Origin of the sequence: Fumia xinanensis (assembly GCF_014384905.1) — a bacterium.
Lineage (GTDB): Bacteria > Bacillota > Clostridia > Oscillospirales > Ruminococcaceae > Fumia > Fumia xinanensis.
On sequence record NZ_JACRSV010000002.1, the window covers coordinates 542,317 to 554,177 of the forward strand.

Annotated in this window: 14 protein-coding genes and 1 riboswitch; of the genes, 5 read left to right on the plus strand and 9 right to left on the minus strand. The window is 54.1% G+C overall.

What is annotated here, in order from left to right:
- Positions 1-80: 80 nt before the first annotated feature.
- From H8710_RS09045 to tsaE, 4 genes are read right to left on the minus strand one after another with little or no spacing between them, the layout of a single operon-like run.
- Entirely contained in the window at positions 81-671 is a 591-nt protein-coding gene (locus H8710_RS09045; protein WP_249295186.1) for a GNAT family N-acetyltransferase, read from the minus strand.
- A gap of 14 nt (positions 672-685) precedes the next feature.
- Positions 686-1,192 carry a hypothetical protein gene (locus H8710_RS09050; protein WP_249295187.1) on the minus strand — a complete coding sequence of 169 codons (507 nt, stop codon included), beginning with the start codon at positions 1,190-1,192 and terminating at the stop codon, positions 686-688.
- 34 nt (positions 1,193-1,226) lie between these two features.
- A complete protein-coding gene (tsaB, locus tag H8710_RS09055; RefSeq protein ID WP_249295188.1) occupies positions 1,227-1,928 on the minus strand; it encodes a tRNA (adenosine(37)-N6)-threonylcarbamoyltransferase complex dimerization subunit type 1 TsaB in 702 nt (233 codons plus the stop codon).
- The gene (gene tsaE, locus H8710_RS09060) at positions 1,925-2,350 is read right to left on the minus strand and encodes a tRNA (adenosine(37)-N6)-threonylcarbamoyltransferase complex ATPase subunit type 1 TsaE (protein WP_249295189.1); all 426 of its coding nucleotides are present in this window, start codon (positions 2,348-2,350) and stop codon (positions 1,925-1,927) included. Before tsaE ends, tsaB begins: the two co-directional genes overlap by 4 nt.
- Positions 2,351-2,617: 267 nt before the next feature.
- On the opposite strand from tsaE, the gene cysK reads away from it, so the two are divergent.
- The 3 genes from cysK (at position 2,618) to H8710_RS09075 (ending at position 6,672) form a co-directional block, all read left to right on the plus strand.
- Positions 2,618-3,550 carry a cysteine synthase A gene (gene cysK, locus H8710_RS09065; RefSeq protein WP_249295190.1) on the plus strand — a complete coding sequence of 311 codons (933 nt, stop codon included), beginning with the start codon at positions 2,618-2,620 and terminating at the stop codon, positions 3,548-3,550.
- Between the two features lie 1,167 nt (positions 3,551-4,717).
- Positions 4,718-5,632, plus strand: a complete 915-nt coding sequence (gene nadA, locus H8710_RS09070) for a quinolinate synthase NadA (RefSeq protein ID WP_249295191.1) — start codon at positions 4,718-4,720, stop codon at positions 5,630-5,632.
- Positions 5,633-5,683: 51 nt separating this feature from the next.
- Positions 5,684-5,799, plus strand: a riboswitch (FMN riboswitch).
- A 219-nt stretch (positions 5,800-6,018) separates the two neighbouring features.
- Positions 6,019-6,672, plus strand: coding sequence for an ECF transporter S component (locus H8710_RS09075; RefSeq protein ID WP_249295192.1), 654 nt, complete (start codon positions 6,019-6,021; stop codon positions 6,670-6,672).
- Positions 6,673-6,752: 80 nt separating this feature from the next.
- On the opposite strand, the gene H8710_RS09080 is transcribed toward H8710_RS09075, so the two are convergent.
- The gene (locus H8710_RS09080) at positions 6,753-6,944 is read right to left on the minus strand and encodes a hypothetical protein (RefSeq protein ID WP_249295193.1); all 192 of its coding nucleotides are present in this window, start codon (positions 6,942-6,944) and stop codon (positions 6,753-6,755) included.
- A 133-nt stretch (positions 6,945-7,077) separates the two neighbouring features.
- Here H8710_RS09080 and H8710_RS09085 point away from each other — a divergent pair, with 133 nt between their 5' ends.
- Positions 7,078-7,290 (plus strand): helix-turn-helix domain-containing protein, encoded by a 213-nt coding sequence (locus tag H8710_RS09085; protein WP_346727100.1) that lies wholly within the window; start codon positions 7,078-7,080, stop codon positions 7,288-7,290.
- 157 nt (positions 7,291-7,447) lie between these two features.
- Here the strand turns inward: H8710_RS09085 and H8710_RS09090 are convergent, their stop codons facing one another.
- Positions 7,448-7,648 (minus strand): hypothetical protein, encoded by a 201-nt coding sequence (locus tag H8710_RS09090; RefSeq protein WP_249295195.1) that lies wholly within the window; start codon positions 7,646-7,648, stop codon positions 7,448-7,450.
- Positions 7,649-7,835: 187 nt separating this feature from the next.
- Between H8710_RS09090 and H8710_RS09095 the strand changes: the two genes are divergently transcribed.
- Positions 7,836-8,642 carry a Cof-type HAD-IIB family hydrolase gene (locus H8710_RS09095; RefSeq protein WP_249295196.1) on the plus strand — a complete coding sequence of 269 codons (807 nt, stop codon included), beginning with the start codon at positions 7,836-7,838 and terminating at the stop codon, positions 8,640-8,642.
- Between the two features lie 48 nt (positions 8,643-8,690).
- Here the strand turns inward: H8710_RS09095 and mltG are convergent, their stop codons facing one another.
- From mltG to H8710_RS09110, 3 genes are all read right to left on the minus strand, one after another.
- Positions 8,691-9,920: an endolytic transglycosylase MltG gene (gene mltG, locus H8710_RS09100; RefSeq protein ID WP_249295197.1), complete on the minus strand. Its 1,230-nt coding sequence runs from the start codon at positions 9,918-9,920 to the stop codon at positions 8,691-8,693.
- Between the two features lie 167 nt (positions 9,921-10,087).
- Positions 10,088-10,651: a haloacid dehalogenase-like hydrolase gene (locus H8710_RS09105; protein ID WP_249295198.1), complete on the minus strand. Its 564-nt coding sequence runs from the start codon at positions 10,649-10,651 to the stop codon at positions 10,088-10,090.
- A 464-nt stretch (positions 10,652-11,115) separates the two neighbouring features.
- On the minus strand, positions 11,116-11,754 hold the full coding sequence (locus H8710_RS09110) for a phosphoribosyltransferase (protein ID WP_249295199.1): 639 nt from the start codon (positions 11,752-11,754) through the stop codon (positions 11,116-11,118).
- Positions 11,755-11,861: the final 107 nt, after the last annotated feature.

The window sequence follows — 11,861 nt, forward strand, 5'->3', positions numbered from 1 at the left end:
CAGCCAAGCCGCTGTGGGGGAACAAAAAATAAACGGGAGCCGATTAGATAGGATAATTTGCAAAATGGGGCGTCTTGGATTTATTTCAGCGCTCTCCGCATGACGAGCTTGCCTTCTCGTTCGGCGAACACCTGAAAACCGCATTTCTCATACATCGCTACGTAACCCCTAAAGTCTTCGTCGGCGTCTGTGAGTACCTCGTCGGCATACGCCTCGACAAAATCGAAGCCGTCGTCGGACGCGTCTTGGCAGACGCGCTCCAGCAGCTTTGTCGCCACGCCCTTTCGCTGCATCTGCGGCGCGATGACAAAGCAAAAGACCGTTTTGATTTTTACGTCGTCACGAGATTCCTCTATGGGCCAAAAAGAGCGCAGATAATCGATGCAGAGCCGGCAATTCTCGTTTGCGTTGCACCAGCCCACGATTTCATCCCCCCAATAGGCGAGATAACCCTGCAGGCTGCCTTCCTTCACAAATTGGATGGCGCGCGTTCTTCTTTCCTCGCGGGTTGGAAACCAGTGGTCGCCGTCGCCCACATAGGAAGCATCGCTGCGCCAGGTGACGCAATAGCATTTGATTCCGTCGCCGTTTTCGTTGTGGGGCGTGACGTCAAAAAAACGGGCGTAATCCTCGGCCAGGTCGGGCGTAAGCCTGCGAATTTCCAGGTCCATGTCACTTCCTCCGTTCACGGGTTGTTTGGCAGCACTTTCTTTTTCGGGTAGAATTCCTGAAAAAGGCTGAGGTAATCCAACAGATGTACGAAGGCCGGATGGAAAAATGTAAAAGTAGTGCCGTTGCATTTTTCAATCGCTTTTCCGTCGATTACATAGTCTTTGCGGAATTTGCAGGCGTTGCCCTTGCAGTGTTTGCAGTTTCCGTAGTCGCCGGTAAAAACCTCTTTGATGTGTTGGGGCGCGGCGCTGATAAAGGAGGCGTGCTTGGTCACATTGTTGAAAAACAGCCGGAGGACGATAGAACCGTCGCTCATATAGATCCTGGCGTAGACGTTTTTCGATTTGACTCCCGCTCTCCGGAAAATCAGCATATGCTTTCCCCAGCAGAAGCCGCTGCCGATGGTATCGCCGAATGTATAGCCCATCTGTTCCATCGCTTTGGTAAAAGACAGGATAAACTGTTTGTCCTGTTCGCCAATGTAGTCGAATTGGGACTCGCTGAGTATTGTTTCGAGCATATCTGCCGGCCTCCTTTTGTAACAGGGCGTAAGGCTATTTCTTGGTTTTCGCCAGCAGCTCCCGTTCCGCCTGGGGCAGGCGGAGATACTGAGGCATCAATTCCGCGGCCGACAGCGGCTGTCCGCCGTTCTGGAGGAAGTTCTGGGCAGCGAAGCCGACGGATGCCGCGTCCTGGAGCCTCAGCTGAGGCGGGGAGAGGACGGCGGAAAGCCTGTCCTTGAGGGCTTCGTAACAGAGGGCAGCGCCGTCGCCCACAAAGGTGATGGGCTCGTTTAAGGAGGCGAGCTTTTCTCCCAGCTCGTCGATGGCGAGGGCTTCGTCGGGGGTGAGGCGTTCAGGGTAACCGCCCTGCAGCCGGAAAGTGGCGGTGTAGACCTGTTGGCAGCGGGCATCCATGACGGCGCAGACAACGCCCGTGAGCCCTGTGTAGTTGCAGGCGAGGGCCTCTAAAGTGGAGACGCCGACGCAGGGTTTATTAAGCCCCTGGGCCATGCCCTTGACGGCGCCGATGCCGATGCGCAGGCCGGTAAAGGAGCCGGGCCCCATACTGACGGCGAACAGGTCCATGTCCCTGAGGGTCATTCCGGCGGCCGTGAGCATGGAATCGCACAAAGGCAGCAGGGTCTGGGAATGGGTGAGGTTTACCGTGACGCTGGCGCGGCAGAGTATCTGATCTTCCTCGACGACAGCCGCAGTTGCGGTCTTGGCCGAGGTATCCAAGGCGAGTATCTTCAAAATCGTTCTCCTCCGGTGACGGTGATGTTCCGCTCCTCCTCGCCAATTGGCTCGATGGAGACGGTGATGGTGTCGGACGGCAGGGCAAACTGGATATTTTCGCTCCATTCAATGGCGAGAATGCCGCCCATGTCCAGATAGTCAAAAAACCCGGTGGAGTACAGGTCGTCCATCGAGGTTATGCGGTACATATCGAAGTGATAGAAGGGAATGTCCCCGCCGTAGTCGTTGACCAAAGCGAAGGTGGGGCTAGAAACCTGTGCATCAGGGGAGAGAGTTCGGGCCAGCCCCCGGACGAAGGCGGTTTTGCCTGCGCCCAGGCCGCCTTGAAAGGCCAAAACGTCCCCCGGGCGGAGCCGCAAGGCAAGCTCTGCAGCAAAGGTTTCGGTTTCTTTGGGGGAATGGGAAGTAAATCGGATCATAAACGCTCCCAATCTGTGTAAAATGATTGCCCTTAAAAGGGGCGGCCCCGTAAAGGGGCAATCAAAAGCAAAAATGCTCCTTTTGGGGCATTTTATTTTTCTCTCCCCTATTATAGTATAAGAACGGCTCCATTTCAAGACCCGATTTGACAAAATGCATAACAATGAGCCAAAAGGAGAGGTTAAGTTTGTATTGACAGCAAGATTAATTCATAGTATAATACTAGTAATTAAAAATTTCCAAATGTTTCCGAAAGGATGGTTTCCATGAATATCAAAAATTCTCTCACTGAACTCATCGGCAACACTCCGCTCCTAAAATTGAGCCGTTTCGCTGAAAAAAGAGGCCTCAAAGCCGAAATCGACGCCAAGCTCGAGTACTTTAACCCCCTGGGGTCTGTCAAGGACCGGGCGGCTTACGCCATGATCCTCGACGCGGAGGCAAAAGGCCTGCTCAATAAGGATACCGTCATCATCGAGCCCACCAGCGGCAACACCGGCGTAGGCCTGGCGTTCGTGGCGGCGGCCAGAGGGTATCAGCTCGTCCTCACCATGCCTGAGACCATGAGCGTCGAGCGGCGGAAGCTTGTGGCGGCATTGGGGGCACAACTGGTCCTCACCGACGGCAAACTGGGGATGAAGGGGGCCATCGCCAAGGCGGAGGAGCTTCACAGGGAGAACCCCAACTCCTTTATCCCACAGCAGTTTGAAAACCCGGCGAACCCGGAAGCCCACCGGAGAACCACCGCCCGGGAAATCCTTGCGGACACCGACAAAAAGGTTGACATTTTCGTGGCGGGAGTGGGCACCGGCGGCACTCTCACCGGCATCGGAGAAGTGCTGAAACAAGAGGTGCCCGGTGTGAAGATCGTGGCGGTGGAGCCTGAAAACTCCCCAGTCATCTCGGGCGGGCAGCCCGGCCCCCACGGTTTGCAGGGCATCGGCGCGGGGTTCATTCCGGGAAACCTGAACGTTGAAATCATCAATGAGGTCATCAGGGTGGGAAATGAGGAAGCCTACGCGGCTTCCCGAGAAGCAGCTCGGACCGAGGGCCTTTTGGTGGGAATCTCCTCCGGGGCGGCCCTTCACGCGGCAAGCGTCCTGGCTACTCGGCCCGAAAACGCGGGCAAGCGGATTGTGGTGCTGCTGCCGGATACCGGGGAGCGGTATCTGTCCACCCCGCTGTTTGAGGCGGAGTGAGGCGCAGGGCGAAAAGGCCTTTGTGCAAAGTCGGGCGAACGCAGTTGGCCCCTACCGTGCCGCGGTTCGCGAAGGAGATAACAGCAGAGCCGTCGGGCGCGAATTTTGCGCCTGCGGGTTGAAACGGGTAGAGAAAAAAGGCTGTTTTACCTGCACTGGTCGCGCCTATTTGGCGCGGGGGTTGAAATTATATTTGCGAGGGCGTCAAGATCATCATGGCGGTCGTCCCGGCCGTTTTTCGGCTCGGGTTGAAATTTACGGGATGCGATACCCCTGTATGGGGTGATTCCGGTCGTTTTGCTTTGGGCAAAACGGGGGTTGAAACGGCAGTCGGATCGCGCCGATCAGTTCGGCGCGCTGTGCCGCTTCCCGATGGGGAGCGAGGATTGAAATAACCTGACGAACCGGCAGCTTGTCTGTTTTGGGGCCGCGCCTTTTTGGCGCGTGGGTTGAAATGGTTACAGGAAATAGGCTGTTTTACCGGCGCCGGCCGCGCTTCTGGGGTGAGTGCGAAGATTGAAACTCTGCACGGGAGATGACTTTGCCGTTAGGGCCAAGTCGCGTCCATATAAGGAGCGAGGGTTGAAACAGTTCTTCGGGCGTCATGAGCGGACGTTCCATCAGCCGCCCCTTACGCGGGGGCGTGAATTGAAACTTGAAGAGGGTCAAGCACAGCAGAACCGTATAGCTGTAGCCCCTTGCGTCGAGGCGTGAATTGAAACGTTTAGCGATAATTTAGAGCCTGCGACGGATGAAGTCGCCCATCACGCGGGAGGGGGTTGAAACAGGATTTCTTTTTCGGTCCGGATGTAGGCCAAGGGTTTGCTCTCACCGGGCGGCGGGGCCGGAAAATCCCTGCCGCTCGGCAAGGACGCCCTTCTGGCAGGAAGGGTGGGGAACTCTCCCCATTTATGTGCCAGGATTGACAGGGAAAGTCAAATCGGGTAAAATCAAGGAGGAGTTCGAGGGCATTTCCGCTATGCGGCGGAATTTTCATTGGACGGAAAGAAAATATCGCAAGGGGAAACCCTTTGAAACAGCCGCCTGAGACGGTTTGAGGCCGGGTATGGCCCGGCTTTGCGGGGATTCTGCGCTTTGGAACGACGGCGGCATTTTTTAGCTCTGCTCCGAAAGGGTTGGAATCCGGGAAAGGAATGGACAATCGGTATGACAGTACAGCAGTTGCAGGAAGAAATCAGAAGACTCAAAAAAGAGACGGGGGCGGTGATTCTGGCCCATAGCTACCAAACGCCGGACATTCTCGAAATCGCCGACCACACGGGGGATTCCTACAAGCTCAGCACCGTGGCGGCGGAGCTTTCGGAGAATTTGGTCGTCATGTGCGGCGTGCGGTTTATGGCGGAGGCCATCAAGATGCTCTCGCCGGAAAAGACCGTCATCCTGCCGGTGGCGGAGGCCACCTGCCCTATGGCGGAGCAGATTTCTCCCCAGCGGGTGCGGGAATATAAAAAAGCTCACCCAGAAACCTGTATCGTGGCCTATATCAACACCACCGCTGCCCTGAAAGCCGAGTGCGACGTCTGCGTCACCTCTTCAAGCGCCTTGCAGATCGTGAGAAATATCGAGCAAACGGACATTCTGTTCATCCCGGACAGGAACCTGGGGAGCTATGTAAAGGAAAACGTGCCGGAAAAGAACATCATCCTATGGGACGGCTGCTGCCCCGTTCACGACGCAATCACGGCTGAGGACTGTGAGAGGGCGAAAGCCCTCCACCCGAAAGCAAAGCTCCTGATGCATCCGGAGATTCCCGCCGAGGCCCTCCAGTACGCCGACGTGGTAGGCTCTACTGCGGCGATTCTTCAGTACGCTTTGAACAGCGGTGAGGAGTGCATCATCGGCACCGAGAACGCAATTCTCGACTACTTGAAGCTCCAGCGTCCGGAAGGAAAGTTCTACCCCCTGTCCAAGGGGCTTTTGTGCCCGGATATGAAGCTTACGACCCTCATGGACGTGTACAGGGCCCTTAAAGGCGAGGGCGGCGAGAAAATCGAGCTGTCCGAGGAGCTGCGGCTCAAAGCCAAGCGGCCCATCGACGAGATGATTCGGCTGGGACAGTAAGGGTTGACAAATCCTCTTAAGAGAGGTACAATAAATGTAACATTTGAATAGGCAAGTCTTCAGGGCAGGGTGAAATTCCCGATTGGCGGTATAGTCCGCGAGCGCCTCGGCGCAGATTTGGTGCAACTCCAAAACCAACAGTACAGTCTGGATGAAAGAAGACGTGTGAAATTGCGGCGGCAGCCGGTTTTTGTGATGGAAAAACCGGAGAATCGTCCCGATAAGCATGCGGCACCTGAAAGACCTGGTTCTTTCAGGTGTTACTTATTTTTCGGGACGGCGGTTTGAGCGAAATTGCGCCATGGACGGCTATTTTCAGCAGATAAGGGCTGAGGCACGGCCTTGGTGCCGTCAAACTGCCGGATTCCCAGGGAGGAACGGTTTCTATGAACACAAAAACCAGAAAACTCACCCTGATCGCCATGTTTTGCGCCATCGCCTATGTGGTGATGGTGGTGGCCCGCATTCCGGTGGTGCTCTTTTTGAAGTATGAGCCCAAGGACGTGATCCTCACCATCGGCGGGTTCCTGCTGGGACCGCTGGCAAGCGCCGCCATGTCGGTCGTCGTCTCCTTTGTGGAGATGTTCACCGTCAGCGACACCGGCATCATCGGCTTTGTCATGAACGTGCTCTCAAGCTGCAGCTTCGCCTGCACGGCGGCGGTCATCTACAAGAAAAAGCACACCTTAAAAGGGGCTGTTATCGGTCTTATCTCCGGCTGCGCCGTCATGGTGGGGGTCATGCTCTTGTGGAACTACTTCATCACCCCGCTTTATATGGGTTATCCCAGAGAAGCGGTGGCCGAGCTGCTGCTGCCGGCGTTTCTGCCTTTTAATCTCTTAAAAGGCGGGCTGAATGCCGGGTTCACCATCCTGCTCTACAAGCCGGTGGCCACCGCACTGCGGAAAGCTCATCTTGCTCCGGAATCCCTGGGCGGCGGGCAGGAAAGCAAAGGCGGCCGCGTGGGCATCCTGCTGGCGGCGGGGGTGCTGCTTATCACCTGCATACTGCTGGTGCTGGTGATGCAGGGGAAAATTTAGGACGGAAATTCGCCCTGATGGGAAAATCGAAGAAAAAACGGCGCTGTAGGGATACAGCGCCGTTTTTTTACAATTAAGGGTTAACGTTCCGAGAGATTTTTTTCGGTTGGGAGAAGTTTTGTGCCGTAGGCTTCTTCGTAGACCTCGACGATCCGGCGGATGAGGTGGACGATGAGACGATTGGGGCTTCGGTGCCCGGAACGGGCGATGATTTGGAATTTTTGAAACACTTCGTCGTCGATGGTAAGAGAAAAACTTTTGTGGATTTTCAAAACAACACCTCCATAATAATTTTGGCACGATTCAGTGCATAAATTATTATGGCACAATTTGGTGCAAAAGTCAATGGCACAAATTGAGCCATGTATAATATATTTGAGGTGATGCGAAATGACATTCCATCGGATGAAAGATTTAAGAGATGACCGGGATTGGACACAGCAAGATGTGGCTGATCGTCTTTCTGTTAGTAGAAGGGCATACGGAGCTTATGAAACTGGTGAAAGAACGGTACCGGTAAATGTTGTAATCACGTTGGCGAAAATTTATAACGTTAGCACCGACTATATCCTCGGTTTGACCGACGAGAGAAAACCCTATCCCCGGGCGAAACGATAAAGCCTAGGGGCGGGGCTCTGCCCCGCCCCTACAGTTTCCCGGGAGGTTTTGGGGAATGTAGGGGACGATGCCCACCTCAGCCCGGAATAAAAGAGAACATTTTTCCAGACAGACAAACCCGCCGGATGGGGCGTTTCCATCCGGCGGGTTTTCGGTTTTACATCAGGCCTTGCATCATGTCGCGGACCAGCTGATGCATCTCCTGCTTGGATTGGATGCTGTGGGTGCGGCCGATGATTTCCTGCTGTTTTTCTGCGGGGAGGGAAGCGAAATAGTCCATGGCGTTGACATCCTGCGCCAGCGCCATACCGAGCCCCAACGGCATTTCGATTCCGTCCACCAGATTGTGGTCTTTCATAAGAAAATCCCACCCTTTCTTTGGAGGAGTATTCATAGTATGGGCGGGAATAGGGACGCTTATACCGTTGTTTTGCGGCATAGCACAAAAATGGTAACGTTACCACACCGCTTTCCGTGGGTTTTTGCCATTGTTTTTTGAGATGAAAATCCGTATAATGAAAGAAAAACCACGGAGGACTTCTGCATTGAGCTATCGTTTGATTGCGCTGGACATCGACGGCACACTGGTGAACAGCGAAAAACAACTGACCGATAAAACCCGGGATACCCTTATCCGTGCCCAGAAGCTGGGCATCAAGCTGGCGCTCACGTCGGGGCGGGCGGCCACGGGGCTGTGGCATCTTATCGAGGCGCTGGAGATCCCCAAATACGGCGGGTACGCCATCGCTTTCAACGGGGCGAAAATCATCGACGCCGCTGAAAGAAAGCTTGTCCACGGAGAGATGCTGCCGCCGGAGATGCTCCCCGGCGTGTTCCAGTTTGCCAAAGAGCATCGGCTAAACGCCGCCACTTACAGCGACGAATACTACTTTGTCCAGGAGCCCCGGGAAAAGTATCTGAAACTGGTGGGGAAGATCGAGGGGCTCAACGTCAAGGCGCGGGATTTTCGCTCAGAACCAGTAGACTTTTCGGTGCCCAAGGTCCTGTTGGCAGGGGATCCCAAGGCCATTGAGGAGCTGGAACCCGCTGCTCGGGAGCAGTTCGGAGAGGCGGCGAACGTCTCCCGTTCCGAGCCGTTTTTACTGGAGATCCTGCCGCCCAAGGTGGACAAGGCCTCTGCCCTCAAAAAGCTGCTGTCCATTTTGGGATACAGGCGGGCGGAGCTTTTAGCCTGCGGCGACGGGTACAACGACGTGACCATGCTCCGGTACGCCGGCATGGGGGTGGCCATGCAAAACGCCACCGAGCCTGCCAAAGAGGCCGCCGATTTCCTCACCATGACAAACGACGAGGACGGAGTGGCCTTTGCGGTGAAGCGGTTTTGTCTGTAAACAATAAAAAGCCCCGCGGCTGATGCCGTGGGGCTTTTAACTTTCCGGTTATTCTTTTGCAAGGCCCGCTTTGATGGTATTTGCCTTGTGTTCTTCCCAGGTTTTGGCGTAGTAGAATTCCTTCGTCACTTTGTCGGTGCAGAAGAAGTAGTCGTCTACCGAGGTGTCGGGGTTGAGGACCGCCTCGATGGCCATGAGGCCCGGATTGTTGATAGGGCCGGGAATAAGGCCGTTTGCCTTGTAGGTATCGTAAGCGGCGGCCAGGGTGGTAGCCGAAGGGTCGGCGGCCAAAATCACCTGGTTTGCGTAGTTGGTGGTGGGGTTGGCCTGCAATTTCGGGAAGGTGGAGGGATTATTCAGGCGGTTAATGTACACCTGAGCAACTTTGCGCATGTTCACCTGGTCGCCGGCTTCGCCCTGAACGATGGAGGCCAGGGTCATGACCTCGTTGAAGCTGCGGCCCGAGGCTTTGATGCGGGACGTAAGATCGTCCGTCATCTTTTTCTCAAAATTGTCCATCATCTTTTTGACGACGGTTTCGGCGCTCTCGTGGAGGTAGAATTCGTAGGTGTCGGGGAAGAGGTAGCCCTCGTAGCGGTAGAACACGCCGTTTGGAATCTCGTCGTTAAAGGGAAAGTCGGGTTTTAGGGTGTTCGCGGCCTTCAAAAAGTCCTCGTAGCGGCAGACGCCCTTGTCGTTCAGGCGCTGGGCCATCATTTTGAGGCTCATGCCCTCCCAGAGGTTCACGGTGGCGGTTTCGCCGGTCTTTTCGGGCAGCACCATCTGGGTTGTATTTCCGCTTCGGTTATAGGCGAAGTAAGGGTAGCCGACGGGGGTGGTTTCCTTCATTTTGCCGTCGGTGCCCATATCGTAGTTCACGCCGTCCACCTGGATGAGGCTCGTCTGCATGACGCCGCCGGCGTTCATAAAATACCATTCTCCGGATGTCTTAAGCCAGCCTTTTCTCATGGTGCCGTCTGTGTTCAGATAGTACCATTTGCCGCCGTCTAAAAGCCAGCCGGTTTTCATGGCTCCGCTATTTTGGAGGTAGTACCACGCGCCGTTATCTGAGAGCCAGCCCCGCTGCATGACGCCGTCTTTGAAGAAGTACCAGGTGCTGTCGATTTTTTTCCAGCCATTTTGCACGGTCACGCCGTTTTGGGTGTAGCTCCACTGTTCGCCGTTTTGCACCCAGCCGGCGCTTGCCGTCATAGGCAGGGACAGGGCCGCTGCCAAAACCAGAGATACGGCTGTGCATTTTCTGAGAATCTTTTTCAATATGTACATCCTTTCTGTCAATCTTATTAAGTTGTAGGGATAAACCGTACCATTATATTATACTTCTGTACCGTTCTAGAAGGCAAGATGAAATTTTTGACAAAACTGTGAATAAAAGGCGGAAAACGGAGGCCTTATGTAAAAAAGCAAAATCTCTTATCGACGGGCTATTTCACCCGGCGAATTTTGTTTCCCTTCACAAGGTAAGCCTTTTCCGCCAAGTCGATCATAGGCTGGTCGAAGAGGCTGTCGGTATAGAATTCCTCCACCACAGCCTGGGAGCCAAAGGTTCTTAGGAAGATCTCCCGCTTGTTGCGGCTGAAATTCAGGTACTCTAGTTCCATAGTTTCCCGATTGACCACCGAGCAGATGCAGTGGGAAACCCCCAACCGGCGGCAGGCTTCGTCGATGATGACGTTAAAGGATGCGGTGAGGATCACGTCGTCAGGTTGAGGGGTGTACCAGGCTTTTATTTTCCTCATGCGTTTATCCCAGAAGGCGCTGACAATGGCGTCCGGGTTCTGGAAGGAGCGGACATAGTCAATGGCGTAGGCTTTGATGCCCTGCTCCAGTTCCTCCATGGTGGTTTTTGAAAGTTTGTACCGGAAAAAATGCCAGAGCACCACAAAGAGGTATTTGAGCGCCCCCGGGTAATAGCGGATGCTGTAGAGGTAGAAGTCGAGGACGCTTTCCCCGTTGTATATGGTGTTGTCAAAGTCGAATACGCGCATGGGGGCTCCTTTCTGGTATGAGGCGGAAACAGCGGATAAATTCATTCTAACACATTTGGCGGGTTCGGGGAAGAGAGCGGGGACGCAAACCAAAAATTTGGCCCGCGTCCCCAAGTTTTCGTATCTGATAGATTGAGCATGGTAAATCACGTGTTTTTGTGAGGCCCCTCGTTACCTGCTGCGTCGGGATTTTGGGAAGCTCCGCTTTCCAAAATCGGAGGGGTGTTTTAAACGTTTGTCTCGCAGCCTGTTTTGCGCCCCTTCCCCCCTTTCCTTTCCTTTCTTTTACTTTACTTTCCTTTAGGGATAAATACCGCCGGAATTTTTAAAAAACGGAAATAGTGGCCGTTAAAGTGAGATTTAAAGAGTAAACAGCAGTTATTTGCAGAAAAAAGATGTGAAAAACTTTTTTAAAACAAAACAGGCCGAATCGCTCCGGCCTGTGCAACTTGCTTTTGTGTGAGTTACAGCTTGGAATACCCGTAGCTGTTGATGAGGGCGTCGATTTTGCGGCCGTCCTTGCAGAAGGGGCAGTCGTGGCCGCTGTAGTTTTCGTATTTGGGGATGTCCTTGCTGTCGAAAAGGCCGTTGACGGTGATGTCCTGGACGCTGTCCACATGGGTGAACAAAGCGCAGATGCCCGCCGTCTTGCCGCCGTAGTACCGGACACAGTCGAGGGCCCGGTTCACCGTTTTGCCGGTGGTGATGGAGGCGACCAGCAGGAGGACGTTTTTGTTCCAGACCTGCTTTTGGATGTTGTCCCTGAAGATCATCTGGTTAAAGGAGTTGATCTCCGGGGTGATGACCGCCACGTTCTGGCCGGAATTGACAAAGGCGAGTCCCGCCTTGGACAGCTCATTTGCCAAAAATGCGCCGATGATTTCGGTTCCGTCCAGGCAGACGATGGTGTCGATTGCCGTGTTGATATAGTTGGCCGCCAGTTCCCGGGCGGCGTTTTTCGCCATCAGGTGTTTGGTTTTGATGGACGTCATGTCTATATAGTAATTGACGTGGGAATGGCTGGTCGCAAAGTGGCCGGGAATGATCTTGATCTGAAGCTCTTTGTTCCGTTTCGATTCAACGATTACTGCGCGTGCATCCATTTAGGTTTGCCCCTTTCGTCTTTTGTTTGGATATATTTTACTATATAATCGGATGTTAGTCAAGCCTTTTTGTATTCATTCTCCAAAATCAGCAGTTTTTTGACCGG